Below are 25,080 nucleotides of genomic sequence, written 5' to 3'. Positions count from 1 at the left end.
CCTTTAAGTACAATATCTGTATGTTAGTATGAAACAAACTCCCCATCTTTATCCCGAATTGACTGATTGTAAACGCCCGCTTCCTCTGTATACACACTTCGCTATTTTTTTAACAATCCCTTTTTCTCAAATAAAACAAGACTACTTCTTTTTTATTTTCATATTGTTTACTAATGAAAGAATTTTTAAGGAGGTTACTTAAATGAAACGTTTATTTCTCTGTATGGAACGTGAACTTGTTGTAGTGAAAGAACACAATGATAACTATGAAACGACTTATCACTTACAAAATATGCAACCTACCTGTATCGCTGTTGATCCATTTCAAAAGAATCGTGTATATTGCGGAACATTTGGACGAGCTCTATGGTTAAGTGACGATAGTGGGGATTCATGGAGACCAATTGGAGATTCTTATCGTTACTTTGATTTCCCTAAAGAAGATGGTATTTTGCACTCCTCTATCACTTCCATAACAATAAGCTCAAATGAACAAGTTAACGGATATGGGGTCGTTTATGTCGGCACAGAACCGAGCGCTTTATTTCGCTCTGAAAATGGTGGTGAAACGTGGACTGAACTTAAAAATATGAAATCATTATTATCTTCTTATACATGGGCTTTCCCGCCTAGACCTTTTACCCATCACGTACGCTGGATTACAGTTGATCCAAACAACCCTAATACAATACACGTTTCAATCGAAGCTGGTGCTGTTATTCAAAGTAATGATAAAGGGCATACATGGATTGATAAAAAATTCGGTGCTCCTATCGATGCTCATCAATTACTTATGCACCCTGAAGCACCAAATCGCCTTTATGCATCATGTGGTGACGGATTTATGGGCGGACCTGATCGTGCTTATCTTGAGAGTTATAACAATGGAAACAGCTGGATCTCATGTAGTGCAGGACTTGAACATCATTATTTATACAGCATGGCAATTGATCCAGCTGATTGTGATACGATTCTCGTTTCTGCCGCGCCAAGTGCTGATCTCGCTCATCATCGTATCCCTTATGAGTCTTATATTTATCGAAAAACGAAAGATACTCCTTTCCAGCAAGTACAACAAGGACTACCATCTGCAATCGGTACAGTCATTTCGATGTTTGCTACAAACGAAGCCGAACCACATACGTTTTACACGTTAAATAACAATGGCGTCTTTCAATCCAATGATAGCGGCGAATCGTGGGAACAACTAAACATTCCGTGGAAAGATGAGTATAAAACGCAGCATCCGCATGCACTATTCGTCACTAGTTCTTAACGAAAAAAGACTGCCTAAATGATTTTAGGCAGTCTCTCTTTTATTTCTTTAAATCAATGACAATATCATCTAACACAATATCTTTGCTCTTCGCTTCTTTTTTCGGCACTTCTATTTTCTTCTCTTTCCCATTCACATACTCTACTCCACCATGATTTTCAGGTGTATGTACTCGCAAGTGCACGCGAGGTGTAACGATAAGCTTTGTTGCATTTTCGTTTAGTTTTTGGAAGGTGGCACTCCAATGGATATTGTAAGGATCGTTGCCACTTCCCCCATTTCCTTCACCCGAATAAATATTCCCTAAATCATCCTTAACCGTCAATTCAACATCTACACTATCCCATTCTTTCCTCGCGCCCTTAGAAACCTCTTGATTGTAATAAAGAATAAATGAAACTGGCGATATTGCGACCTTTTCCATATTTGCTTTTATACCTTCTTTTTCTGAACTCCCACCAATTGTTCTCTCTTTACTATCCACTGATTTTACAGTTAACGCGAAATTCCAATTACCTTGTATTGATTTTTTCCTATCTGGCATCTCTATTCTCTCTATATTCCATCTAAAGTTTACTTTGTCCTTTTTATTGCTATCATGATGCGTCGTTGTTACCATACCTACATACTTTTTTTCAGTAACTTTAGTCATTTTACCACTGCCTGAACTACCATGAGCGTCCATTATATCCAATCCACCTAATATGATAGGATCCTCCCCTAAGTCCTGCTCACTTTCCAGTGAATACGTTATAGATAATGTTCTGCCATCAGAAATTACATCATTAATTGTAACCTTAACCCCATTACTCTCTTTTGTCATATTCAACTCAGTCGAAAATTCCTTATAATTTTCATATAACCCCGTTCTACCATTATCTAAAAATCGGAATATGTCACCTACAATTGGCAATCCCCCGGCATATGTAGGAAAACCGATACCAAGAGTTGCAACCGATAACCCTACTAAAATTGATGCAGCAGCGACACCTTTTTTCCAACTTTTCATCTTTTTCTTCGTACGTATCGATTGTTTTACATTTCGTTTTACTTTTTCCTTTTCAATTTCAGAAGCCTCAATTTCTTCTAGTTCTTTTTCATCTATATCAATATCATTTAATAGTTCATAAATGTCTTTCATATTGCACTACCTCCAAAACTAATTTTCGTAGCATTTTGTTGTAGTTTCTTTTTCCCCCGGTACACTCGATTATCAATTGCTGCCCGAGTTAATCCTAACTTGTCACCTATTTCCTCTGTCTTCATACCAAGTAAATATTTCATAATGAACACCTTTTGATCTAGCGGTTCTAATTGATTAATGAGCTTCAATAATTCTTCCCTATCTTCCATAACGATTAATTCGTCTTCTGCTGATTTTTCTGTACTGATATGAAACTCATCTGAAATGATTTCTACTGTTTTAGTCGATTTCCGGTAATAATCAATTGCTTTAAACTTCGCAATCGCTGCAATCCACTTTTTAAAATCACTCGGCTCTCCATGAAATTTATTTGCGTTATTCCAAATGGAAAGAAATATATCGTTTATACATTCCTCTATGAGTCCATCATTTTGAATGGGAAGTAGAACTTTATGCGTGATCCCCTTTATGAGTGGTAAGTATGTATCGACAACAAATTCTAACGCGTCTTCTTTTTGCCGCTGTAATCTTTTTATAAAATTTTTCTCATTTGATTTCATGTAGCGATTCCCCTTATTGTTTTGTAAAAGCTTTTACACCCTATATAACGTCTGAGAAAATTTTTCCTCTCATCTTTTTTATTTTTTGTATGTAATGGAATACTTTCCCTTAGCCATTGTCTCACATAACTATGCGTTCAAAGAAAATTTTCTCAAGTCTGTAATTTAATTCATGTAGTACACTATTTATATAGTCACTTTTTAACTTAGTGTACATTTTATTTCGTTAATCTACTATTTTAATTTAGGAGATGAGATGTGTATGTGTGGAATTACAGGTTGGGTAGATTGGAAAGAAGACCTTTCAAATCAACATGTTATTTTAAAAAAGATGGCAAATAGTATCCAGCATCGTGGTCCGGATGCTGAAGGATTTTGGTTTTCACCTCATGCGGCCTTTGCACACCGGCGTTTAATTGTAATTGATCCAGAAGGCGGGACACAGCCTAAGACATTTCGTGCTGGTGATTATACGTATGCTCTTACTTATAATGGAGAAATTTATAATTTCCGTGAACTGAGAGAGCAGCTTCAAAAATGTGGGCATGCATTTGAAACCCATTCAGATACAGAAGTATTACTACATGCTTATTTAGAATGGAAAGAAGACTGCGTACGACATTTAAACGGAATTTTCGCTTTTGCCTTATGGGATGATCAGAAGCAAAAATTGTTTTTAGCACGAGATCATTTAGGTGTAAAACCACTCTTTTTTACAGAAAGAAATGGCAGTATTATTTTCGGCTCTGAAATTAAAGCATTATTAGCGCATCCATCTGTCCCTGCTGAAATTGATGCTAATGGAATAAATGAAATATTTGGATTAGGCTTATTTCGCACTCCAGGATGTGGCGTCTTTAAACATATTCAAGAAGTACGTGCTGGACATTCTATAACATTTACACGTCATAAAAAAGTAGTTACGAAGTATTGGAATTTAGAAAGTAAGTTCCATACAGACTCTATAGAAGATACATCTTCGCATATTTTATCTATTTTACAAGATACAGTAAAAAGACAATTAATTGCCGATGTTCCTCTCGTTTGTATGTTATCAGGCGGATTAGACTCTAGCGGTATTACTGCACTTGCGGGTAAAGAATTTGCTGCTGAAAATAAAACACTTCATACGTATTCTGTTGACTTTGTAAATAGCGCAAAAGATTTCGAACTGACATTTGCTCGCACTGGTTTAGACGCTCCTTGGGTAAAACGCGTTTCTGAACATGTCGGGACAGCGCATCATGATATCATTGTGAATGCTGAAGAATTAGCAAATCACTTATTCGTTCCCCTTCATGCGAAAGATTTACCGAGTGCTGGTGAAATGGAAACTTCACTATATTTACTATTTTGCGAAATGAAAAAAGATGCGACCGTAGCTTTATCCGGCGAATCAGCTGATGAAGTATTCGGTGGATATCCTTGGTTTCATCAAGAAGAACTACTATATGTAGATAAGTTTCCTTGGCTAACAAATTGGAAAAATACATCTCCTCTTCTACTAAATGAAGTAAGTAACCAATGTAATCTAGAAGACTATATTGATACACGATTCCAAGAAGCGATACTTGAAGTACCTACTCTTGAAGGCGAAAGTAAAAAATCCGCGAAACAACGTCAAATGTTTTATTTATTTTTAACAAGATTCCTTCCTTTCTTACTTGACCGTAAAGATCGTATGAGTATGGCTGTTGGCTTTGAAGTTCGTGTACCGTTTTGCGATTATAGATTAGTTGAATATTTATGGAATGTTCCTTTCAACATAAAAAGTATTGATAATATCGAAAAAGGCATTTTACGTAGAGCACTACAACCAGCTTTACCTGACGATGTACGCAATAGAAGAAAAAGCGCTTATCCAACTTCACAAGATCCACACTACTTACAAACAATCCGTAATTTAACACTTGATATGTGTAACAATAAAAACAATCCTATTTTCTCACTTATTAACCATTCCATCTTACTTTCAATTGCTGATCAAAGTAATAAAGTGATTAACAATTTTGAAGCAAGAAGTGCCATGGAGTATATGCTACAAGTAAATGAATGGTTGAAAACATATCACATCCATATTGCTTAACAAAAAGGAGTTCAAGGATAAAAACCTTGAACTCCTTTTATATTAATTAGCACATTGTTTATTATCAGTATCAATAGACCATCCAATAATCGTGGCACAGTCTCTACCTTTCCACTGCAGTACATTTGTTAATACGGGCTCAATCTGCAAGCTATTTCCGTCGTGTAATATTTCTACTAAAGATTGATCATCATCAAACCTTCGTTTGTCACACTCTAAAATACCGTCCGTTGCCATTACAATGTGATTCATTCCTTTTTCTAATCCTCTTACACCTGACGTAAAGCAAGGTGTATTTGCTGCAAAAATATTTTTCCTGCCAATATATTCGTAATTTTTCCGTTTATTTAATCGTCCTTTTCCATTTTTCGTTTTCTCAGAATGGAATAAATACGCGAAACAATCACCAACTGATAACCAATATAAAAATTCGCCTTTTCGTAAACAAATTAAGCAAGCGAGTTCCTCATCATCTTGATCACACTTTTTAATAAATAACTCATCTGTAAATAACGCTAATAAGTACATATGTGTATGATGAAAAGCTAAATGTATTGGATAGGAAAATAACTCTTTTAATTTCTCTTTTCTTTCTGAAATCGCTTCTATTATATAATCAATATTTTTTGTTTTGTGGTGTGTATCAAAAATCATAACAAATTCAAATTGTAATTCAGGGTCCCACCAAGCAAGTACCGCATCTCCTCGTTCATATGCATCACTTTCTTGATTTCCCCCATATACGCCGACTGAAAGAGGACCACATTTTTCAACATGTATTTCATCTACATACATCTGTTCATGACTCATCCATTTGAATGTATTCACAACTATCATCCTCTCTCTTGCTAAATGTATACCTTTACACATAGATTACCTTATATTTCAATAAAAATAAACTTTTTCAACATTTTTTATCCAAATAAAAGGATTTTATTTCTAAAATGACGAATATATCTTACTATACGATATAAAAAAGGGGATTTATTATTATGAACAACATTAATCAACATTGGGAGAGCATTTATTATCACTTACGATACGAATACGAGGACAACCTTTCCCACCAAGCAATTCGTATTTTACAAATCGTTTCTCGTGAGAAAGATATAACAATTGGAAAAGTCGCTACTGAGCTTAGTCTTTCTCATAACACAGCATCTGAACATATAAAGCGCCTTATTCAAAAGGGGTTCATCGTTAAAGAGAGAAATAAAAAAGATGAAAGAGTGGTAAACCTTACATTAACAATTGAAGGAATTGAAGTATTAGAAAAACATACTTTACTAGATAAAGAAAAGATAAAAATATTAGAATCACAGTTATCAAAAGAAGAACAACAATTAATTGAAAAAGCATTTTCGTTATTAGCGAAGGAGGCAAAATATGCATTTCCTCGTTAAAGTAATCGTTTCGGCACTTATTATCGGCGTTATCACTGAAGTCGCTAAACACTACAGTACGATAGGTGGCTTTATTGCTGCCCTTCCTCTCGTGAGTTTACTTAGTCTATTTTGGATTTCATTTGAAGGCGGGAATAAACAAGAATTGAGTCAATTTGCTTTAGGGGTATTATATGGATTCCCCGCATCAGCACTACTATTATTTATCGTCTATATTGGTTTAAAAAATTCATTTACACTTAGTACATCTGTCCTACTCGGTATGGGTGTTTGGTGTATCGTTTTTGCTTTTCAAAAATTATTTCAAGCTTAGGGGGAATTAACATTCATAAATTTGTAGAAATAATGGGGCAAAATATAGAAGTACATATAAAAGGAGGTGGTAAACAAACTGTAGTCATTCAAACCGGAATGAGTTGCTCATTTTATGATTGGCTTCCTATTATAAAAAAGCTTTCACAGCACTTTACAGTCGTTTCATACCATCGCCCAGGTTACGGGAAAAGTGAGCTAGGAAATCAACCACGTACAATAAGGCAAGTTACAAAAGAGCTGCATATGTTACTAAACAAACTAGCTATTCAAGAGCCATTTATTCTAATCGGTCATTCCTATGGAGGATTATGTGCACAACATTTTGCGATGTTACATGAAGATAAGCTGCAAGCACTTATTTTAGTTGATTCTACTTCGATGAACTTACACCGTTTAGATGAACTTCATTTACCAATTTCTGATCAAACTGACTCGGATGATATGTGGCTTGAAAAATATAATACATACTCCAAAATGGATGTAGACACACTTTATAATGAACTAAAACCTATTCTCACCGATCAATCAAAACAGCAAATTGGATTCTCTACCTCGCCTTCATTATATAAAGCGACAGCTTCTGAACTATCGGAGTGGAAAAACTGTGCTCTCTCACTAAAAGAGCTATGTAAAACATTAGAAATACCATTAATCGTTATCGGTAGAGATCCTCAATATTCTATTACTCAATTGACTAATGGTGGCATGCCAAAAGAGGAAGCAACACAACTTGAAGCAATGTGGCAAGAACTGATCCATGAACAATTACAACTCTCAATACATAGCCAATATATACTTGCCGAACATGCTGGTCACGGAATCGAAATTGATCGGCCTGATATTATTATTGGGGCTGTTCAATCTCTATAAATAAAAAAAGGAAGCAACTAAAGTTGCTTCCTTACTTATCTATTCATAATCTTCTTCATCATCGATTTCTTCGTAATAAGCATTCCCATTACTTACATAAATAGGGCCATTCGCAACATCAATACGTAATACCCATGCCCATGGCACAGCTAAACGCTTATGTATTGCTCGCCAAAAGCTCATTGATTTTCTTTCGTACTCCTGGAACTCCTGAAGTAACTCTTTATAGGAGGAACCGTCTAACTGAATATTTGCTTCTAGCAAACGAGAATGGGCATAGTACTGCAGCTCTAGTTCAGCAGCAATTTCCATTTCTTCTTCTGTTGCCATACCAATAATTGTTCCATCTGCTGGTGCAATTTCATATACGTTGTGAACTTCAATAAGCCCTTCTTTCTCTTTCTCAAACATGTAAACAGCCTCCTTTAACATATATTTTTTATGTTACAAAGTCATACTTCTACAATAACTTCTCTCTTTCCTCTTTTTTTGATAAACTTTTACAAAATATTTAACCGATGACCTGTTTTCTCTATTCTTTCAGCAGAAATGAAACGATTTTTATCAAAATTTAATTTATACACATCAGGCATATGAAGTGTTTTCCAAAACTCCAAATCATATTTCGAATTAAAATAATTCATTAGTAATACCATAATATTCCCATGCGTACCTATTACAATATTCTTACCTTCATATTTTTTTAATATATTTTGTATACATATTACAGCGCGCTTTTGTGCTACAGTATTTGATTCTCCGCCTTCGTATGCAAAACTCCAATCTTTCCACACATTCTGCATAGCATCATTAAAATTTGATACTGGCTCTGTGCTCAATAATCTTTCACGCAAATCTTCTTCAATTTGTATTGATAATTTATATGTATTCGCAATTCCTTGTACAGTTTGGATTGCTCTTTTGTAAGGACTAGAAATAACAACATCAATATGTTTATCTTTTAATAAATGCGTTACATTTTCTGCATCACAGTGCCCTTTTTCAGATAAAGGTCGTTCCCGTTCTTCTTTTGTATATGTAGAATGGGCATGGCGAACGAAATATATTGTTGTCATTTTTCAACCTCCTTTCTTATTTTCCATCTATATTCAATAATAAGATTGGAAAATCCTGTATTACAAAAGAGCACTTTTCATAAGCGCCCCTTTGTTTACATAATAAAATTATTTCATTATAATTTATTTCTGAATTCCTCACTTATGACAATATCTCGAATAAAGTAATCCATATTACTTAGAAGTTTTTCAAATGCTTTTTCACTCAAATTGTTCATCATAAAGACAATCTCAATCTTATCCCCTTTTTTATCAGTACCATAGAAACTATTTGTTAATACAAATGCCGTAGAACCACCTTTCTGTCCAGCAAATTCGAATATACCCTCTCCTACGGTTCCTTTAAATATATTCTCAACCTCACCTTGCATTTGTGGTGTAAAATAATTTCTGCTATTTATCTTTTCCAATAAACTCATATAATCCTTAGCATTTGCACCTATAAACCGATCTGACCAAATACGCTGAAAATCCATATCGGCTTTTAACGATATCTCGCGTTTTGTCCATTCTTTCTCGTCTTTCATCCATTCATGTATTTGCCATACATGCTTAACATATTCATCATTAGACATATTACGTAGCTTGTCCAATGCTTTATTTTGAGGAATATGCAGTTCTTTTTCAACATAGCCCCTCATATATAATGCCCCTGTATACGTTGGATAAAATTCATCGTGACTATTTAAGCCTAACTCTTTCAAACTTTCATTTATCCGCGCTGCTCCAAGCTTGTCCAATAAATATGATGCATTCGCATTCGAACTATAATGGATCATTCCTTTCACTACTTCTTCTAAAGAAGTTTGACCACCCTTCACTAACTCTTTACCTTTTACATCATCTAGCCATGCAGGGTGTGCACCACCATCAGTATTTTTCACATAGTATTTTTCTAATTCTTTCAATGAAATTTTCTCGTCTTTTCTTATTTTTCCTTCAGCTACTTGCTTAGCATATTCAATTGCTATAACGATTTTCGACATACTTGCTAGCGGTAATTTTTCTTTTTCATTTATTGATGTCAATGTTTCACCATTTCTTTTAACAATTAAAGAAGTTGTTTTATCATCCTTATGTTCTTTTATGTAATTTAGCACATAATTAGAGTCTTCTTTGGAATTGACATATTCCTTCACTGAAAAGAAAGCTATACAGCCTACTATAGTAATTCCAGCTATAATTCCAACAACTTTTAATCCCCTCATGATACTCCCCCTAAAATAAACAGATTATATATTATACTAAATAAATTTCCCTTTTTAAGTAATAATTAGATTATTTATACAAAAACACTTCTTTTCTTAAACAACAAAAAAACATGCCTTCATTAGGAAAGCACGTTTTGTGATATTCTTCACATTGTTTAGTTAAAAAATAAATGTTTACTTACCATGATGTAACATTAAATCACTAAGTTCTTCTTCAATGTGATTTAATTTCGCAACGCCTTCTTTCCATTTATGAATATAACGTGAAACCCCAACGAAAAACAAAACAATAATTGTGGAAAGAATAATACCATATACGATTGCTACAGTACTCATAGTTACACTTCCTTATAATTAGTAATGTGGTTATTAGTTATATTTTTATTATAAACCTTTTTCTTTTAAAATACTTCGATTTCAACTTTTTGTAACAAAATTGATTTTTCTAACATTTTGTTCGTGAAAATGGCATATTTTTCACAAATTATACAAAACTTCACCATATGTACTATTACCATATGAGTTATATTATTAAATAGAATAAAGGGGATGATATACTATGACGACTTGGTTTATTGTAATGTTAGTTGTATTTGGAGCATTTAAAATTATCGTTTCTAGCCTTCCTAACACTGTTATTGAATCCATTATTAGCAAGTACGAAACACATCCAAAACTTGAAGAAGAGAATGTGACTATTACAATTCACGGAAATAACGTAGAAGGCGAACAGAAATCAAAAATTATTCATGATTTTAACGAAGGTTTATTTTTAGATCGCTATTATGCACCACCACACAATGAGGGTACGCCTTTAATTATCAATGCAAAACGTGGCAAAAAGAATTTTACATTTTATATTTATAGTCACGAGGAGCATGTTGATGTTGTAAAACAATATAAAAAGAAGGTAGTTGCTTATAGTTTACGCTCTAAAAACCTTCAAAATAGTGATATGTTCGTGTCAGCTGACTTAGCTTAATACTCATATATTGGAAAAAGGAATCCACGAAATATGGATTCCTTTTTTCTCATTTACTGAAAAATAAGCTCTGTCTTCAAACTATCTTTCGGTAACAACCAGCCTTTTTTCTCTAAACTCGCCATTAATAATTCCCTTTGCTTTGTCGCAATACTTTCTTCATTTGTTTTAAATGACACTTCTATTACGAAGTCATCTTCTAATTTTCCGGTATTACTTAATGGCCAAATTTCAATATTTGTTTTTATGTTTTCAAACTCTCCTGTATATCGTTTCATTAATACAGGACCGTAAATACGGGAATTCTTTAACATTTCCTCTCCCCAATTTGTATACAACCATTTGTTCATTTTCCCTGGTAATTTTTCTATTAACATGTTTTGAGCAGCTTGTTCATTTGGTAAATCAAGTATCCCATATCCTTTAGCGCTGTAACTTTTCTTATTTGAAATGCTTAATGTTTTCTTCTCAAATCCCCAATCTATTTCCGCCTCATAACTATCCGTATTACTATCGAATCCTTCTTTTTTAGCTACTTCTAGTGCATCTTGAATTACACCATTTGGAATAGGATATCTTTTTTTATATGTTAATTCGAAATCTTTACTAAATTCTTTCTTTCGAATTCTAGCAAACCAACCTTCCTCGCTTAAACTTTTATTCGCAGTATCTAAAAATTGCACTTGTATTCTTTCATATTTTGTACCAGCCTGGAAATGTTCTAGCACCTCTTGCTTCATCTCTTTGTTATCACCTAATACTTGTTCTGGCTTCAATAATAACTTTACTTCAAAACTAGGTTTCATTGGACTAGCTGCAAACCCTTCCTTAACGTTATAAAGGAAACAACAAAAGAAAATGCTTACGAATACAAATACTTTTTTCATATACCTATCCCCTTTACATTTCAAATCACTTCTATACGTTCCATTGCAAGTGAATATACATTTTCATACCCTGCTGTACTTAGCTTTTGTTGTAATCGATCCGTATCCTCTTTCAAAGCGTGCACTAACACCGTATGTTCTGGTAATAATGTATTTAGCATCTCTTTAACGTCTCTTATACTTTGGTGAACTTTATACGGAACTCGCTTCACCCTACATGTACTCCTTACATGTTCTTTCATAACTCTTTCTGCAAAACTCCCTTTCACAATATGCCCAGTAAAAATAATAGCATTCCGTTTTTCATTCCGAAGCTGTTCATAGTATAACTGTGCTCGTTTCGTTTGCATATTCGCATCGCTCATTACAACTATTCCATAACTATTTTGCATACTAATGTCATTATCCATAACTATTATGTTTCTTTTTAAACTCTCCATAATCCATTTAAGTTCTTCATTATTTTTTATCCAACCTTTATATATGAACATCTCTTCAAATCCAGCCAAAATTTCTTTATCTACTATAAGCGGAAATTCTTTATATCGTTCATATAAATACAATACTATATCTTGCGCCCTACCAAGTTGTGGCAGCGGTAATAATGCTATTCCTTCATTTTGCATAACTCGTTCAATTTCTGCACATAGATCGTCTAATCTTTCATTTTGCGAAACATCATCTGTGTGATAAGCGGCATCTACAATTGCAACTTTTATATTGTGGCCCAATTTCTCAGGTAAATTAGCTCGTAGTATATTAGACTCTGCTGAATAGTCGCCTGAATAAAATACGTATGTATTACACATATCAACTAAAAACCAAACAGCTCCTAATACATGCCCACTATACCCCCACTGAAACCGCAATGTAGGAGTAATTTGTAACCATTCATTTGGATTGCTAATCTCATCAATACATACATAATTTAAATCTTTTATATGTTGGTCGCTATAAGGTAAATTCCATCCTTGCATCACATTATAGTTTCTCCATTTTTCATAATATAACGGCAGTTGCTCCTTCGTATAACGAGTCGTCCAAATTTTTTTCTTATAGCCATACTTCGCTAATAAAGGTAAACCCATCGTATGATCTTCATGAATATGTGATAAAAATACCGCATCTAAAAATGGAACAGCTTCTCTCTCTATTTTTGGATAACCATCCTCATAAGATCGATTAATACCACAATCAAATACTATTTTCGTCTCTTTATTTTTTACAAAATAGCAAGAGCGACCGTATTCTCCTGCTCCTCCCCATACTTCCACTCTCATCATGCTACCCCTTTTCGCTTTTGCTCCATATGTTGCAGCAGTAATAAGCACATTGTTGTAAGTCCAACAGAAACAACGACCATCGCCATTCCTATAGATACTTCACCCTGTTCAAATTGAGCAAAAATAAACGTTGCTGACGTTTCTACTGATGGAGGTAATACGAGAAGTGATGCTACTAACTCTCTTATTGAAATTGTAAATGTCATCGCCCATCCGGCAAGAATGCCTGGGATAATAAGAGGCAATATTATTTTTCTAAAAATATAAATATAATTTCCAGAAAAAATACTTCCTGCCTGCACGAGAGAATCATCAATTTGTCCGAGTGATGATTTTACATATTGCACCGTGTAAGGTAAAAACAGAACAACATACGTTACGATAACCATGATTGGTGTATTATAAATTGACATAGGCATATATGGTGAATTCCAAAATAGAATAAGACCTACAACCATAACGATTCCTGGTACCATATTCGGTAACATACCGCACATATCAAGCCATTTTTCAGAGGTTTTTTTCCCCTTTCGAATCATAAGTGCCAAAAAGACTCCAATCATTACCGCAATAATCGCTGTTACGAGTGAAAAAAGAAAACTATTCCATAAAGCCTCTAATCCCGGAGACCCCATTGTAAACAATGCCTCATAATGACTTGTTGTAAAGTTATTTACATGTAAACCGCCGCCTCTTAATTTTGAAAAAGAAGCAATAAGTATAGAAAAGTATGGAATTCCAATTGATACGATTAATAAACCAATTACATACATCCATGCTACAACGCGCGTAAATATAGACAAAGTATATCTTTTAGATTTCACACCTTTTCCACTAACCATTGCATATGAATACTTTCGATTCAATACATTTTGCATATACCAAATGAGCATACAAGCACTAAGTAATAAAGAAGATAATGCTGTTGCACTACTGAAATCAATTGGCCAACTCGAAATAAATTTATGAATTTCTGATGTTAATACGTGGAATCCTATTCTACGTCCGAATGTAGCCGGTGTTCCAAATTCAGCAATCGTCTTTACGAAAATGAGTAAAGCACCCATTACATAACTTGATACTAATAACGGCAATATTATTTTTCTTAAGCGATAGAAAAAACTTCCGCCATGAACTGCTGCAGCTTCTTCTTTACTACTCCCAATCTGAAGTAACGTGTTTTTCAGCATGAAATAAAGGAATGGGAATAAATGCAGACTCATAATTAATACCATACCTCCTAAACTAAAAAACGATGATGAAACTGTCTTTAGCATCGGGAAAAATTGTTCAAAATAGCCGTTAGGTTGCATGAACAAAATCCAGCCCATCGATCCAATATACGGCGGTGTCATAAATGGAATCATAAAAACAATATCTAACTTACTATACTTTCCTACATCTGTTTTGCTCATAATAAATGCCAATGGAAATGCAAATATTGTAGCACCTATTACAACGAGTACACCTAGAAGCATCGAATTTAGAAAAATCCCCGCTAATCCACCACTCTGCATCACTTCAAAAGGCTTTAAAAAATTCCAACTGCTATTTTCATATACACTAGAAAATAAAATAAGAAAAAGTGGAATGACGATTAACATCGCCACAAGTAATAACGCTACCGTCATTCCAACTTGTCTTACTGATACGAATCGATTTACCATGGAATCACCATCTTATTGAAATACTTTCTTAAATTGTTTCCCTATTTCATCTTGCTCTTTCTCAACTGTTTTCCAATCAATATTTAATACTGGAATCTCTTCTACATTTGGTCTATTTTCAGCTTTTATATCTGTTCTACCAGGCAATAAATACGCTTTAGAAACTTGTTTTTGTACATCATCGGATAATAAATAATCAATAAACTCTTTTGCACCTTCAACATTTTTACTATCCTTCATAATCCCCGCTGCACGTGGGCTAATAACTGTTCCGCTTTTTGGATATACGATATCAACAGGTTCACCCTTTGCTTTTGCGCTATACGTCATATAATCAACACCCGCAATGACCATATCTTTCGCACCTGTTACAACTGGGTCTAACGCTTCCTGGTTTGCTCCTGCTACTGTAACTTCATTTTTCTTAAGCTGCTCAAATAGATTCCATCCATCTTGTCCATTCTTTTTCACGTATCCTGTTACAAAGTCTAAAGCTGAACCTGAAAGTGCTGGATCTGGAAGATTCACTTTCCCTTTCCATTCTCCTTTCGTTATATCGCTCCAATCTTCAGGCGCCGTCTTCACATTTTTTGTATTGTACACAATCCCTAATGCTGAAGTACTATACCCGAAATAATGGCCTTTATCATCTGACCATTCAGAACGCAGCTTATCAGCTTGTTTCGCCTCTTTATAAGCTAACGTTTGACCCTCTTTCTTTAATCCTTCCATCGCTGGTAAGGAAGCGAGTACGACAACGTCAACGACTGGATTTTTCTTTTCAGCTTCCATTCTCGCTAAAATTTTACCAGTTGTCCCTTGAAACATTTCCACCTTTATACCAGTTTTCTTTTCAAAGTCTTTTTGAATTTTTTCTGCTAACCCTTTTGGCCCTGCACTATATACAACAATTTTCTTTTCATTCGTATTTTTACTTTTTGCATCTGCATTACCTGTCTTTGAACTACAACCTGTTACTACAGTAGAAAATAGTAAAGTACATACAAATAAAGACTTAAGCGAACTGAATTTCTTCATACGATTCTCCCCCTATATGATGAATACATTTTTTGGGTACATATAACGATACTGGTTTCCCGATGCTTAGCTTACTATTGTAATAGGCTGTCCAGATGCCTAAAGTCCCCATATTTACTTTCACTTCATAACGCTCTCCTACGTATGTAACGTGCTGAATTTCACCTGTATACATTTCGCACACATCATTTTTTGTCCAACTCACATGCTCTGGACGAATCATTTTTTCACCCTCTACAAGCCAATTCGCCTTACCAACAAATTTGGCAACAAATTCATGAGACGGTTTCACATAAATATCTTCCGGTGTTCCTTTTTGTAATACTTCTCCTTGTTTCATGACAATAATTTGGTCTGACATTGACATTGCTTCTGTTTGATCGTGAGTGACATACAGTGCAGTTAAACCAATGGAATGAACGATATCCATAAGCTCTATTCTCATTTCTTCTCGCAAAATTGCATCGAGTGCACTTAGCGGTTCATCAAACAAAATAAAATGAGGTTTTGTTACAATTGCTCTAGCGAATGCGACACGTTGTTGCTGTCCACCAGAAAGTTCGTGTGGATACCTTTTCTCCATACCTTGCAGGCGAACTCGCTTTATCGCATCCTCTACTTTTTCTCTTAAATGATTCGTTTGCTTTGTAGCCCTTAAACCAAATGCAACATTTTCAAAAACAGTCATGTGCGGCCATAAAGCAAAATCTTGAAATACCATACCGATATTCCGTTCATGAGGAGATGTCTTTATCTTTTTTGTAGCAGAATACATGCACTGGTCTCCAAAATATATTTCTCCCTTATCCGGTTCTTCAAGTCCTGCTATCATTCTAAGTAAAGTCGTTTTCCCACATCCCGAAGGTCCTAAAAGTGTAGTGAATTCCCCTTGTTTCATTACAATCTGCAACGGCTTTAACGCTTGTGTTTTTCCAAATGTTTTTTCTAATCCATTAATTTTAATATCCATCGTCTCACCTCTCTCCCCTCATTCTTAACCTGCTTTCATTCTATAGGGAAGATTTATACTGAATGTTAATGTACTGTAAAGATTAAATTAAAAAACTTCTAATAAACTATTTATTTCTATAGATTTTTTCTATAGTTAAAATAAAAAAGGCGGCATCATAATGAATCTCTTAAAATTAGAAATTGTAGTACTTATTAAGAAATACAAAAAGCTTACAATCGTTGCAGAAAAACTTGGCGTTAAACAACCAACTATTACTTTTCATATAAAAAGCTTAGAAGAAGAACTCGGTGTGTCTTTATTCGAATTACGTTCTGGAAGGTATTTCTTAACAGAGGCTGGTGAGGCTTTGCACCATTATGCTTGTAAAATAGATGCACTTATGAAAGAAGCTAGACGTGTCACGCAAGAGTTTAAAGATTTTCATAAAGGTGCTATAACAATCGGCGCTAGTTATGTACCAGCGACTTATCTTTTGCCAGCAGTCGTTCATCAATTTCAATGTGAATTTCCCAATATAAAAATAACGCTACTAGTTAAAACAGCCCCTGAAATTCGATTGATGCTACAAAATCACGAAATCGATCTTGGGATAATTTCCGCTGCTCCATTTGATGAACCACTTTTAAAACAAACGAATATAATGCCCGATACACTTGTTCTTGCCTTTTCCAAAGAACATCATTTTTCAAAAAAAGACAATGTATCGTTACAAAATATAGAAAAGGAACGCATACTATTGCATCGTAACCCATCTACAACAAGAGATTTACTTACACAATGGACGTTAGCGCACAACATTACATTCCAATCAGAAATTGAATTAGATTCATTAGAAACGATGAAACAAATTTTAAAATATGGTAATGGAATTGCCTTGATTTCTAAACTTGCTATCGAACAAGAAATACAACGAAATGAGCTATGCTATATACCAATCCCTGAATTTGAATTTCAGCGTAATATTTATACGATTCATCATGAGGACAGATGGAATTCTAAAATCATTTCTTTTTTATTACAGAGCATCACTTCATTTGCAACAAAAAATTAAAAGGCTGTCGTTATGCACGACAGCCTTTTAAACTATAAATCTATTTATTTTTCTTTGCCTCAATTTTTGCTTGCGCCTCTTCAGCCTTATCTAATGCTTCTGATACTTTCTTCTCTTTTTCTTTCACTTCATCTATACTATCGACAGCTTTAATAATTTTATCGATTCCTTCTTCTTCTACCTTTCTACGCTTTGCCACTCTTTCATTTACTTTCTCTTCCACATCTTTTGCTTTTTGAAGCATATTCTCTGCATTTGATGTTACAGCTTTTTCAAGTGCATCGTCTTTTTTCATTTGTAACACTTCATTTGCAATGTCTTTCGCTTCTAAATACTTACCGTCTTTTAATGCTGTTGCTCCGTGATCCATTTTCTCGGCCATTTCTTTATATGATTTCGCTTCATTCCCGGACTTCTCTTTTTTTGCTTTTTCAAACCACATTGCTGCATCACTATATTTTTCATCTTTCAATGATTGCATACCTGTTTCAATATATGTGTCATAATTGCTACATCCAGCCATCACGACTAACAGAAAAAGCATAACAAAACTTAATTTTTTCATGCTGTTGTCTCCTTTTCTTTGCAAGCTCACTTTACTTTAACATACATGAAAAAGAGTTTCAAAAACTAAAATACTAATTTAGTCATTTTTATAATGATAAGTCAAATTTTTATTATTTTCTTATTTTTAAGCGGACACATCTAGTTGTTTTTTCGCCATATGTTGCTTTACTCCAACTAATACAACTAACAATAAACCTCCACCTATTGTCATCATAACAATGCTAGTTGGCAACATATCTAATAGTAGTCCATATACAATCATACCAAGTGGTGCGATTGCAGTCGCAATTGTTTCAAGTAGGCCAAACACACGCCCTAGGTAGCTCGGATCTGTCGTTTTTTGCATATGTACTTGCATTGGAATGTTTACAATCATAATTGCTATACCAGTTAACATCATAAAAGCAATATAGTAAATAAAACTTGCTACTTTTGGAATGATAACTAACAACGGAAAGACTGTACATAAACTTAAACCTGCAAACAAAAACAGTCCAGTATAAATTGAACGAAACGGATTATTCACTTCTTTACGCACCGATAAAGCAATCGCACCAATTAACATCCCGACTGCTAACATTCCCTCTACAGTACCAAGTTGCTTTGAAGATAAATGTAATGTATGTACGATAATGTATGGAAGTGCAACGGTTAGACCACACGCAAAAAAGTTTACCCACAATGCTATTTTCATTAAACCATATATTTCATGTTTTCGTTTTATATATGAAAAACCTTCTTTTATACTCGTCAAGAAATGCTCTTTACTCTCAGCCACTTCTTTTTTATATAAATCAAATACAATAAATAATTGCAAAATAACCGCTAAAAAGAATGTAATGCTATTCAACAAAAAGAACGACTGAATTGAAAAGAAACCAAATACAACTCCGCCAATAATCGGCCCTAAAATATTTGATAAAGAAGCCGCCGTTTGATTTAAAGCACTCGCTTTTTGAATACGTCCTTCATCTACTAAACTCGGAATAGACGAAGTTAATGCAACGGAATAAAAACTTGCACAAATTGATAATAATGCTGCTGAAATATAAATAAAAAGAAGTGATGGTCCAAATATAGTAGCAAGAATAAACATACTAAGCATCGTTAAACTACTTAATAAATCAGTACCAATGACAAGCCATTTTCGATTGACGCGATCTGCTACAGCACCAGCAATTGGACCACAGATCATCCTTGGAAGTGATCCGCAAACGAGCGTAGTTGCAAACCCCATCCCTGAACCAGTAGTCTTTAATACGTATAACCCCATTGCGAACGTATAAATACCTGCACCTAATAAAGACGTCATTTTTCCAATCATCATTAAAATGATGTTTCTCGTTGCAATCTTCATTCTTGAATCATGTTGTCCTATACTTATATCTCCCATTTTTGACTCTCTCTCCTTAAAAGTTAAATTGTGTTAAACTTATTATATAATCAACTTTCCGATTTCCACAACATAAAGTTAAATATAATTTAACTTTTTAAATATAAAGGAGCAATAATATGGCAACTCTTGGCGAAAAAATTAAAACATTAAGAAAAGAAAAAAAGCTTACACAAACAGAGCTGGTAGGTTCGGAACTGACAAAAAGTATGCTTAGTCAAATTGAAAATGGAAAAGCTACACCTTCTATGAAAACATTACAATATGTTGCTGAAAAACTTGAATGTGAAATGAGCTTTTTATTAGAAGAAGATGAAGGAGAAATTGTAGAACTCATTCAAAAAATGGAGCCATTAATAAAAGCAAATAAATGCGATGAAGTATACAAGACTTTACTACCTATCGTTCAAACAGAGCTACCTTCTACTTTAAATACAGCTCGCTTATATAAACAGTTCCTAACAGGAGCAGTTATTATGAACGATTATCATATTGAATATTACGTTGAAACTGCTGTTTCTATATTTGAAAAATATACTTTATATCGAGAAAGCACTGAAACGAAACTACTGTTTTACTATATGCTCTTCAAACGTAAAAAATATAAAGAATGTTTACAGATGATTGCTACAATTCGTGATGAATATAAAGCAAAGAATTTAGAAATGGATCTGATTACACATATACAACTATACTTAAAAGAAGCCATTATTTTACTCGCATACGGCAATTATGAAAAATGTGAAAAAGTCATTTTAGATGCACTTGCATTTTCAAAAAAGCATCAAGTGTATTATAAAACAGATGAATTTTACCGGATTTTATCTTACCAAAAAGTCATTACAGCTGATAAAGAACAATATTTATATTACATAAAAAAATCTGAGCAATTTGCCATTTTTACAGAAGATATTCTATCCATCGCAATTATTGATATTTTAAAAGCATACTATTACAACACAATTACTAATGAATATACAATCGCATTAAAACATCTAGAACAATTTCGAGAAAAACTAAAAGATGAACCAATCTTTCAAGACGATGGATTATATTATCTTGAAAAAGGAAAATCTTTGTATGGCTTAAAACGTTATAAGGAAGCTTTGGCAATATTAAAACACGCTACCATACCAGATTATATGAGTCATCCACTTGATCAATCGTGGGTATTAACAGCTGGGTCTTATCGTGCCCTTTGCTATATAGAACTTCAAGATAAAAAATCTGCCTTAAAAGAGGCAAAAGAAGCCGTTCAAGCAATAGATAGCTATCCTGATTCCATATTCACTTCATTTATTAAAGAAACATTACAAATAATACAAAAACTTTAAGAATGTCTCTAAATGGTATATTATTCCTCTTTTTTAGCAAAGATAATAATGATGGGAGGAATATATAAATGAATATACAACGTGCAATAGAGCTTTCTATGTCAGCAGAACAAGCCAATGTCAATTTTCAAGGCATGCCTGTTATGATTCAACACGTCGATGAAAGCAATGAAACCGCCCGCATATATGAAGTAAAAAACCCAGGACGCGAATTAACTGTTCCAGTTAATAGCTTAGAGGAAATATAAGAAATGCCACTTCTCTTTTGAAGTGGCATTTTTCTTCTTTCAGATTACTTATTATAAATTTCTTCAACTCTTTATTTTACATGAGCTGAAAAAATAAGAATTTTCTACTTCTTTTCTTTTTGTGACCTGCTAAAATACAAACTATGGATTAATTATTCGTACTATACATTAAGGAGGAAAAATAATGGCATCTAATTTAGAAAAAAACCAGCCTTATTATGCAGTTATATTCACTTCTAATTTATCAAATAATACAACTGACTATAATACCGTTGCCGAAGAAATGGAGAAACTTGCAAAGCAACAACCTGGATTTTTAGGTGTAGAAAGTGCACGAGGTAATTCTGGACTCGGAATAACAATTTCTTATTGGGAATCACTTGATGCGATTGAAAATTGGAAGAAGAACACCTTACATAAAGAAGCGAAAAAAAGAGGTCGTGAGCAATGGTATGAAAACTTCCACCTGCGTATTTGTCTTGTTGAGAAAGAATTTAAGTTTCATAGAGGTACTTTATAACTATGAAGGAAAAATTAGCTCTCGTTATTGTTCATGAAATATATGGTGTGAACGACCATATGCATCACGTTACCCAGCACTTTACTTCATCTCATATAGATGTATTCTGTCCTAATCTTCTACACTTACAACATGCATTTCATTACAGTGATGAAGAAAAAGCATATGAACATTTTGTAAATCATATTGGATTTGATGATGGAAAAAAGCAAATTGAAGAATTCATTTCTCATCTTTCTAGTAGTTATACACATATTGGACTTATCGGCTTTAGTGTTGGAGCTACCATCTCATGGCTATGTAGTAACAATCCGAAAATAGATTTTATTATCGGATGTTACGGTTCTCGTATACGCGACTATGTTCACATAAAGCCTACATGCTCTACATTACTTATATTCCCTGAAAAAGAAGCTAGTTTTTCAGTATCCTCTTTAATTCACACATTGCAGCAACAAAAGAATCCTTTATTAGAAATAAAACAACTACACGGTGAACATGGATTTCTAAATCCGTACACTGAAAAATATAACGGGCACTCTACAAAACAAGCATACAATTTAATAGATTCATTTCTTGTAAAGTGAAACTTCAATCAGTGGGGGGGTTCATCCCCCACCTAATCTCTTTTCTTACGTTGAGTTTTAAGGTGTGGGTCTTACTGCCCATGCGTGATAAAAACAATCTTATACAGGAAACTCAAAATGACGCTGACATTACTCTTACTTGTTTTCATACTCATTGCCTTTATCTCAGCGCTAACTATCATTTTTAAAACCGTAAAAAAAGGGCTATTTTTCAACCGCCCCTACTTACAATCTATTATCGTTTGCCTTTTATTTTTTACTAATTGGATCTTATATGTAACAACTTTTTATTCGTTACTTCCCGAGAAAATTAGTGAGTTCCTATTCCTACCCATTTGGTTTTTCCTTTGTATTTTAGGTTTTATAACTTTCTGGCGTGAATGGGGAAATAATCGTGTATTCTCCATATGTATCGGTTTTCTTTCCTTGACTAGTTTTTTATTTGGATTATTGTTGTTAGTTCTTTCCGGGATGTAATAGAAGAAGGAAGAAAAGCTAACGTTCAACTTTTCTTCCTTCTATGTTTACCTTTAGTTTTCACTGTCACTGATTCACAAGGTGTATAATATATTTGAGGTGTCGCCTTATCAACAAACATCATAAACGTAATAAAGCCGATAATAAAGAAAATAAATAACGTTAACAAAATTGCTCCTATCGTTAAAAGTATCATAACACCACCCCTATATTTTTCATGTTATTACACTTTTCGCTATTATATGAGCGTAATCCTTTTTAGAAAAAGAAACGTAACAAAATAATCACAATCACTCCTGTTAATACTGTACCTAATAAACTACGAGTATATATCGCTACAAGAAATGTTGGAATTGCTGCAATAAGATAATCCCACTGCATCGTCTCGTGCATAAATAAAACTTGTGCTAAAAGTGCTGCTAATATTGCAATTGGTATGTAATTTAACCATTTTAAACCCCAGTCAGGAATTTGTAGTTTGCTAAATACGAGTAGAGGTAAAATACGTGGCACGATTGTAACAGCTCCTGCTGCTAGTAAAAGTAATAATACATCTAATCTCATTTCCATTTTTCAATCACCACTCCAATCGTCGCAGCTAGTAAGGTTGCGATAATAACCGCTATACTATCTGGCATAAATAGGTGTGAAACGTATGCGATAATAATCGCTACAATTGCAACACTTAAATGAATTGCTAGTTTCGGTTTACTACTTATGAGCTGAAGAACAAATAATCCGATAAACATCGCTGGTAATGCATAATCCATGCCGTATGTATGTGGATCTGGTATCCACTCACCAAATAGCCCGCCAATGATAGTGGCAAGAATCCAATTTAAATACGCTGTTACATTAAGCCCTATCATCCATCTTTCACCTAAATATCCTTTTTGCGCAGCATGCTGCACTGCAACGCCGAAAGTTTCATCTGTAATTTGCGAACCGATGATTAAGTTTTTAAATAGAGGAATTTTCGTAAAGTACGGTGCAAGTGCAGCACTCATAAGAAGGTGGCGCAAGTTAACAAAAAATACAGTAAAAATAATTGCGGAAGCAGGAGCACCGGCTGCATACATACCAGCTAATATAAATTGGGCAGAACCTGCATAAATTAAAGTGGACATAAACGCAATTTCAATGATGGAGAAACCAGCTGTTTTTGCAATTACACCAGCTGCTATACCGATGCTCAAATAACCAAATACAGTTGGTAAACAATCTTTTACTCCTTGCTGAAATGTATCGTCACTCTGCAAAGCTACATGTGCCTGAGCTTTACTCATCTCTATCATCCTCCATTCCTTCTAAAGTTCGTTTTCCTGTTACGACATGAACTAAATCTATATTTTCACGCCATAACGTATCTAACTTATCAGCTCCAAATTCCTTTGTGATTTCTTCAACCATAATATCGTGCCGCACATACTCTGTAGCAACGAGAACTAGCGCTGGGTCATACGTTGTAACGGCCCATGAAGTGCTATCATTTGAGAAGTTCGCAATTAATACTTCCTCTCCATCACGAGCAATAACAGTTAAATGACCACCCATTCTCTTTTCAACAACGTGGGGCGTCATATAATTATGGTGAAATGTCGCTCCTATTTTTGTTTCTGGAGCTCCAAATAAGATTGAAAATATATGTACGCCTTCCTCTTCCTTTTGATGAATGTATGGTTCAATTTCATGCACTTGTTCTTCCCATACAGAAACCCATAACTCTTCCTTAGCTCTACTAATTATATTGCATATTTCTTTCAAAACACGATCATTTGAACGAATATGCGAAATTACATCTATTTGTCGCTCTTGTTCTAAACAATTTAATTTCTCATCTAAAAATTCAAAGGACTTTTCAAAGTCTTTTCGCATTCGATTCATTAATTCGGTAGCTGGTACTGGTACATATTTAACTGGTTCAGAAGGTACAATATGCACTGCTCCTTTATCCATTAACTTACCGAGTACCTCGTAAATCATAGAACGAGGTACTCCTGTTTGTTTACTCACTTCATAGCCTGTTACTGGGGAATGTTTTAGTAGTCCAATATACGCTTTACATTCATACTGGGAAAATCCTAACTTTTGTAACTCCTTTATAATTTCATCCATCGGTAACCCCTCACAAT

At 34.2% G+C, this 25,080-nt stretch carries 31 protein-coding genes; 12 read left to right on the top strand and 19 right to left on the bottom strand.

The genetic code is table 11. The features are described 5' to 3' along the window. Positions 1-202 precede the first annotated feature (202 nt). Positions 203-1,276, top strand: a complete 1,074-nt coding sequence (locus tag D1166_RS15205; protein WP_118043344.1) for a WD40/YVTN/BNR-like repeat-containing protein — start codon at positions 203-205, stop codon at positions 1,274-1,276. Between the two features lie 40 nt (positions 1,277-1,316). On the opposite strand, the gene D1166_RS15200 is transcribed toward D1166_RS15205, so the two are convergent. Together D1166_RS15200 and D1166_RS15195 are read right to left on the bottom strand one after the other, a co-directional pair. Then, complete coding sequence (locus tag D1166_RS15200; protein ID WP_003312848.1) at positions 1,317-2,417, bottom strand: DUF4179 domain-containing protein; 1,101 nt, start codon at positions 2,415-2,417, stop codon at positions 1,317-1,319. Beyond that, positions 2,414-2,980, bottom strand: coding sequence for a sigma-70 family RNA polymerase sigma factor (locus D1166_RS15195; protein WP_000840006.1), 567 nt, complete (start codon positions 2,978-2,980; stop codon positions 2,414-2,416). Before D1166_RS15195 ends, D1166_RS15200 begins: the two co-directional genes overlap by 4 nt. Before the next feature lie 262 nt (positions 2,981-3,242). On the opposite strand from D1166_RS15195, the gene asnB reads away from it, so the two are divergent. Beyond that, positions 3,243-5,066 (top strand): asparagine synthase (glutamine-hydrolyzing), encoded by a 1,824-nt coding sequence (gene asnB, locus D1166_RS15190; protein ID WP_097861573.1) that lies wholly within the window; start codon positions 3,243-3,245, stop codon positions 5,064-5,066. Positions 5,067-5,108: 42 nt separating this feature from the next. Here asnB and D1166_RS15185 read toward each other — a convergent pair whose 3' ends face one another. After that, complete coding sequence (locus tag D1166_RS15185; RefSeq protein WP_001999549.1) at positions 5,109-5,936, bottom strand: PP2C family serine/threonine-protein phosphatase; 828 nt, start codon at positions 5,934-5,936, stop codon at positions 5,109-5,111. Positions 5,937-6,058: 122 nt separating this feature from the next. Here D1166_RS15185 and D1166_RS15180 point away from each other — a divergent pair, with 122 nt between their 5' ends. From D1166_RS15180 to D1166_RS15170, 3 genes are read left to right on the top strand one after another with little or no spacing between them, the layout of a single operon-like run. After that, positions 6,059-6,469, top strand: coding sequence for a MarR family winged helix-turn-helix transcriptional regulator (locus tag D1166_RS15180; RefSeq protein ID WP_001059785.1), 411 nt, complete (start codon positions 6,059-6,061; stop codon positions 6,467-6,469). Beyond that, positions 6,453-6,782, top strand: a complete 330-nt coding sequence (locus tag D1166_RS15175; RefSeq protein ID WP_000545642.1) for a DUF3147 family protein — start codon at positions 6,453-6,455, stop codon at positions 6,780-6,782. The genes D1166_RS15180 and D1166_RS15175 overlap by 17 nt, the downstream gene beginning before the upstream one ends. Then, a complete protein-coding gene (locus D1166_RS15170; protein ID WP_114159456.1) occupies positions 6,743-7,654 on the top strand; it encodes an alpha/beta fold hydrolase in 912 nt (303 codons plus the stop codon). The genes D1166_RS15175 and D1166_RS15170 overlap by 40 nt, the downstream gene beginning before the upstream one ends. Before the next feature lie 39 nt (positions 7,655-7,693). Here the strand turns inward: D1166_RS15170 and D1166_RS15165 are convergent, their stop codons facing one another. The 5 genes from D1166_RS15165 to D1166_RS15145 form a co-directional block, all read right to left on the bottom strand. Beyond that, positions 7,694-8,065, bottom strand: coding sequence for a hypothetical protein (locus D1166_RS15165; RefSeq protein ID WP_000461766.1), 372 nt, complete (start codon positions 8,063-8,065; stop codon positions 7,694-7,696). Positions 8,066-8,154: 89 nt separating this feature from the next. Next, complete coding sequence (locus D1166_RS15160; RefSeq protein ID WP_074625470.1) at positions 8,155-8,730, bottom strand: histidine phosphatase family protein; 576 nt, start codon at positions 8,728-8,730, stop codon at positions 8,155-8,157. Positions 8,731-8,846: 116 nt separating this feature from the next. After that, positions 8,847-9,938: a serine hydrolase gene (locus tag D1166_RS15155; RefSeq protein WP_046945481.1), complete on the bottom strand. Its 1,092-nt coding sequence runs from the start codon at positions 9,936-9,938 to the stop codon at positions 8,847-8,849. A gap of 177 nt (positions 9,939-10,115) precedes the next feature. Then, positions 10,116-10,277 carry a hypothetical protein gene (locus D1166_RS15150; RefSeq protein WP_000108701.1) on the bottom strand — a complete coding sequence of 54 codons (162 nt, stop codon included), beginning with the start codon at positions 10,275-10,277 and terminating at the stop codon, positions 10,116-10,118. A 65-nt stretch (positions 10,278-10,342) separates the two neighbouring features. Next, a complete protein-coding gene (locus D1166_RS15145) occupies positions 10,343-10,459 on the bottom strand; it encodes a hypothetical protein (protein ID WP_012593193.1) in 117 nt (38 codons plus the stop codon). Between the two features lie 41 nt (positions 10,460-10,500). Here D1166_RS15145 and D1166_RS15140 point away from each other — a divergent pair, with 41 nt between their 5' ends. After that, positions 10,501-10,923 carry a YfmQ family protein gene (locus D1166_RS15140; RefSeq protein ID WP_000214592.1) on the top strand — a complete coding sequence of 141 codons (423 nt, stop codon included), beginning with the start codon at positions 10,501-10,503 and terminating at the stop codon, positions 10,921-10,923. A gap of 53 nt (positions 10,924-10,976) precedes the next feature. On the opposite strand, the gene D1166_RS15135 is transcribed toward D1166_RS15140, so the two are convergent. From D1166_RS15135 to D1166_RS15115, 5 genes are read right to left on the bottom strand one after another with little or no spacing between them, the layout of a single operon-like run. Continuing rightward, complete coding sequence (locus D1166_RS15135) at positions 10,977-11,810, bottom strand: hypothetical protein (protein WP_097856449.1); 834 nt, start codon at positions 11,808-11,810, stop codon at positions 10,977-10,979. Positions 11,811-11,830: 20 nt separating this feature from the next. After that, positions 11,831-13,093, bottom strand: a complete 1,263-nt coding sequence (locus tag D1166_RS15130; RefSeq protein ID WP_118043343.1) for an MBL fold metallo-hydrolase — start codon at positions 13,091-13,093, stop codon at positions 11,831-11,833. Then, the gene (locus D1166_RS15125; RefSeq protein ID WP_097856447.1) at positions 13,090-14,760 is read right to left on the bottom strand and encodes an ABC transporter permease; all 1,671 of its coding nucleotides are present in this window, start codon (positions 14,758-14,760) and stop codon (positions 13,090-13,092) included. Before D1166_RS15125 ends, D1166_RS15130 begins: the two co-directional genes overlap by 4 nt. A gap of 12 nt (positions 14,761-14,772) precedes the next feature. Beyond that, entirely contained in the window at positions 14,773-15,798 is a 1,026-nt protein-coding gene (locus D1166_RS15120) for an ABC transporter substrate-binding protein (RefSeq protein WP_097856446.1), read from the bottom strand. Beyond that, complete coding sequence (locus D1166_RS15115; protein WP_097856445.1) at positions 15,776-16,768, bottom strand: ABC transporter ATP-binding protein; 993 nt, start codon at positions 16,766-16,768, stop codon at positions 15,776-15,778. Before D1166_RS15115 ends, D1166_RS15120 begins: the two co-directional genes overlap by 23 nt. 160 nt (positions 16,769-16,928) lie before the next feature. On the opposite strand from D1166_RS15115, the gene D1166_RS15110 reads away from it, so the two are divergent. Next, entirely contained in the window at positions 16,929-17,822 is an 894-nt protein-coding gene (locus D1166_RS15110; RefSeq protein ID WP_097856444.1) for a LysR family transcriptional regulator, read from the top strand. Positions 17,823-17,862: 40 nt separating this feature from the next. Here D1166_RS15110 and D1166_RS15105 read toward each other — a convergent pair whose 3' ends face one another. Then, positions 17,863-18,387 (bottom strand): COG3014 family protein, encoded by a 525-nt coding sequence (locus D1166_RS15105; protein WP_097856443.1) that lies wholly within the window; start codon positions 18,385-18,387, stop codon positions 17,863-17,865. A gap of 126 nt (positions 18,388-18,513) precedes the next feature. Further along, entirely contained in the window at positions 18,514-19,782 is a 1,269-nt protein-coding gene (locus tag D1166_RS15100; RefSeq protein WP_000502481.1) for an MFS transporter, read from the bottom strand. 119 nt (positions 19,783-19,901) lie between these two features. Between D1166_RS15100 and D1166_RS15095 the strand changes: the two genes are divergently transcribed. The 5 genes from D1166_RS15095 (at position 19,902) to D1166_RS15075 (ending at position 22,948) form a co-directional block, all read left to right on the top strand. Then, positions 19,902-21,116, top strand: a complete 1,215-nt coding sequence (locus D1166_RS15095) for a helix-turn-helix domain-containing protein (RefSeq protein WP_097856442.1) — start codon at positions 19,902-19,904, stop codon at positions 21,114-21,116. Positions 21,117-21,184: 68 nt separating this feature from the next. Continuing rightward, positions 21,185-21,364: an H-type small acid-soluble spore protein gene (locus D1166_RS15090; protein WP_001025731.1), complete on the top strand. Its 180-nt coding sequence runs from the start codon at positions 21,185-21,187 to the stop codon at positions 21,362-21,364. A gap of 184 nt (positions 21,365-21,548) precedes the next feature. Then, positions 21,549-21,884 (top strand): antibiotic biosynthesis monooxygenase family protein, encoded by a 336-nt coding sequence (locus tag D1166_RS15085; protein WP_000157887.1) that lies wholly within the window; start codon positions 21,549-21,551, stop codon positions 21,882-21,884. A 2-nt stretch (positions 21,885-21,886) separates the two neighbouring features. Continuing rightward, complete coding sequence (locus D1166_RS15080; RefSeq protein WP_097796712.1) at positions 21,887-22,471, top strand: dienelactone hydrolase family protein; 585 nt, start codon at positions 21,887-21,889, stop codon at positions 22,469-22,471. 117 nt (positions 22,472-22,588) lie between these two features. Then, complete coding sequence (locus D1166_RS15075) at positions 22,589-22,948, top strand: hypothetical protein (protein ID WP_002133070.1); 360 nt, start codon at positions 22,589-22,591, stop codon at positions 22,946-22,948. Positions 22,949-22,973: 25 nt separating this feature from the next. On the opposite strand, the gene D1166_RS15070 is transcribed toward D1166_RS15075, so the two are convergent. The 4 genes from D1166_RS15070 to D1166_RS15055 form a co-directional block, all read right to left on the bottom strand. Next, positions 22,974-23,144 (bottom strand): DUF3951 domain-containing protein, encoded by a 171-nt coding sequence (locus D1166_RS15070; RefSeq protein ID WP_000602236.1) that lies wholly within the window; start codon positions 23,142-23,144, stop codon positions 22,974-22,976. A gap of 62 nt (positions 23,145-23,206) precedes the next feature. Next, positions 23,207-23,518, bottom strand: a complete 312-nt coding sequence (locus D1166_RS15065) for an AzlD domain-containing protein (RefSeq protein WP_053514205.1) — start codon at positions 23,516-23,518, stop codon at positions 23,207-23,209. Next, a complete protein-coding gene (locus tag D1166_RS15060; protein WP_000030479.1) occupies positions 23,509-24,234 on the bottom strand; it encodes an AzlC family ABC transporter permease in 726 nt (241 codons plus the stop codon). Before D1166_RS15060 ends, D1166_RS15065 begins: the two co-directional genes overlap by 10 nt. Then, positions 24,227-25,063, bottom strand: coding sequence for a TrmB family transcriptional regulator (locus D1166_RS15055; RefSeq protein ID WP_000343362.1), 837 nt, complete (start codon positions 25,061-25,063; stop codon positions 24,227-24,229). The genes D1166_RS15060 and D1166_RS15055 overlap by 8 nt, the downstream gene beginning before the upstream one ends. Between the last annotated feature and the right edge of the window lie 17 nt (positions 25,064-25,080).

The organism is Bacillus sp. ISO11, from assembly GCF_003458115.1.
GTDB lineage: Bacteria > Bacillota > Bacilli > Bacillales > Bacillaceae_G > Bacillus_A > Bacillus_A cereus.
The sequence above is the reverse complement of the archived record's forward strand: the minus strand, read 5'-3'. Positions and strand labels throughout refer to the sequence as shown.

Excerpts from the sequence above, each read along its gene's own strand:
- D1166_RS15205 (WP_118043344.1), top strand. The coding sequence starts at position 203 with ATGAAACGTTTATTTCTCTGTATGGAACGTGAACTTGTTGTAGTGAAA.
- D1166_RS15200 (WP_003312848.1), bottom strand. The coding sequence starts at position 2,417 with ATGAAAGACATTTATGAACTATTAAATGATATTGATATAGATGAAAAA.
- D1166_RS15195 (WP_000840006.1), bottom strand. The coding sequence starts at position 2,980 with ATGAAATCAAATGAGAAAAATTTTATAAAAAGATTACAGCGGCAAAAA.
- asnB (WP_097861573.1), top strand. The coding sequence starts at position 3,243 with ATGTGTGGAATTACAGGTTGGGTAGATTGGAAAGAAGACCTTTCAAAT.
- D1166_RS15185 (WP_001999549.1), bottom strand. The coding sequence starts at position 5,936 with ATGTGTAAAGGTATACATTTAGCAAGAGAGAGGATGATAGTTGTGAAT.
- D1166_RS15180 (WP_001059785.1), top strand. The coding sequence starts at position 6,059 with ATGAACAACATTAATCAACATTGGGAGAGCATTTATTATCACTTACGA.
- D1166_RS15175 (WP_000545642.1), top strand. The coding sequence starts at position 6,453 with ATGCATTTCCTCGTTAAAGTAATCGTTTCGGCACTTATTATCGGCGTT.
- D1166_RS15165 (WP_000461766.1), bottom strand. The coding sequence starts at position 8,065 with ATGTTTGAGAAAGAGAAAGAAGGGCTTATTGAAGTTCACAACGTATAT.
- D1166_RS15160 (WP_074625470.1), bottom strand. The coding sequence starts at position 8,730 with ATGACAACAATATATTTCGTTCGCCATGCCCATTCTACATATACAAAA.
- D1166_RS15155 (WP_046945481.1), bottom strand. The coding sequence starts at position 9,938 with ATGAGGGGATTAAAAGTTGTTGGAATTATAGCTGGAATTACTATAGTA.
- D1166_RS15150 (WP_000108701.1), bottom strand. The coding sequence starts at position 10,277 with ATGAGTACTGTAGCAATCGTATATGGTATTATTCTTTCCACAATTATT.
- D1166_RS15145 (WP_012593193.1), bottom strand. The coding sequence starts at position 10,459 with ATGGTAATAGTACATATGGTGAAGTTTTGTATAATTTGTGAAAAATAT.
- D1166_RS15140 (WP_000214592.1), top strand. The coding sequence starts at position 10,501 with ATGACGACTTGGTTTATTGTAATGTTAGTTGTATTTGGAGCATTTAAA.
- D1166_RS15135 (WP_097856449.1), bottom strand. The coding sequence starts at position 11,810 with ATGAAAAAAGTATTTGTATTCGTAAGCATTTTCTTTTGTTGTTTCCTT.
- D1166_RS15130 (WP_118043343.1), bottom strand. The coding sequence starts at position 13,093 with ATGATGAGAGTGGAAGTATGGGGAGGAGCAGGAGAATACGGTCGCTCT.
- D1166_RS15125 (WP_097856447.1), bottom strand. The coding sequence starts at position 14,760 with ATGGTAAATCGATTCGTATCAGTAAGACAAGTTGGAATGACGGTAGCG.
- D1166_RS15120 (WP_097856446.1), bottom strand. The coding sequence starts at position 15,798 with ATGAAGAAATTCAGTTCGCTTAAGTCTTTATTTGTATGTACTTTACTA.
- D1166_RS15115 (WP_097856445.1), bottom strand. The coding sequence starts at position 16,768 with ATGGATATTAAAATTAATGGATTAGAAAAAACATTTGGAAAAACACAA.
- D1166_RS15110 (WP_097856444.1), top strand. The coding sequence starts at position 16,929 with ATGAATCTCTTAAAATTAGAAATTGTAGTACTTATTAAGAAATACAAA.
- D1166_RS15105 (WP_097856443.1), bottom strand. The coding sequence starts at position 18,387 with ATGAAAAAATTAAGTTTTGTTATGCTTTTTCTGTTAGTCGTGATGGCT.
- D1166_RS15100 (WP_000502481.1), bottom strand. The coding sequence starts at position 19,782 with ATGGGAGATATAAGTATAGGACAACATGATTCAAGAATGAAGATTGCA.
- D1166_RS15095 (WP_097856442.1), top strand. The coding sequence starts at position 19,902 with ATGGCAACTCTTGGCGAAAAAATTAAAACATTAAGAAAAGAAAAAAAG.
- D1166_RS15090 (WP_001025731.1), top strand. The coding sequence starts at position 21,185 with ATGAATATACAACGTGCAATAGAGCTTTCTATGTCAGCAGAACAAGCC.
- D1166_RS15085 (WP_000157887.1), top strand. The coding sequence starts at position 21,549 with ATGGCATCTAATTTAGAAAAAAACCAGCCTTATTATGCAGTTATATTC.
- D1166_RS15080 (WP_097796712.1), top strand. The coding sequence starts at position 21,887 with ATGAAGGAAAAATTAGCTCTCGTTATTGTTCATGAAATATATGGTGTG.
- D1166_RS15075 (WP_002133070.1), top strand. The coding sequence starts at position 22,589 with ATGACGCTGACATTACTCTTACTTGTTTTCATACTCATTGCCTTTATC.
- D1166_RS15070 (WP_000602236.1), bottom strand. The coding sequence starts at position 23,144 with ATGATACTTTTAACGATAGGAGCAATTTTGTTAACGTTATTTATTTTC.
- D1166_RS15065 (WP_053514205.1), bottom strand. The coding sequence starts at position 23,518 with ATGGAAATGAGATTAGATGTATTATTACTTTTACTAGCAGCAGGAGCT.
- D1166_RS15060 (WP_000030479.1), bottom strand. The coding sequence starts at position 24,234 with ATGAGTAAAGCTCAGGCACATGTAGCTTTGCAGAGTGACGATACATTT.
- D1166_RS15055 (WP_000343362.1), bottom strand. The coding sequence starts at position 25,063 with ATGGATGAAATTATAAAGGAGTTACAAAAGTTAGGATTTTCCCAGTAT.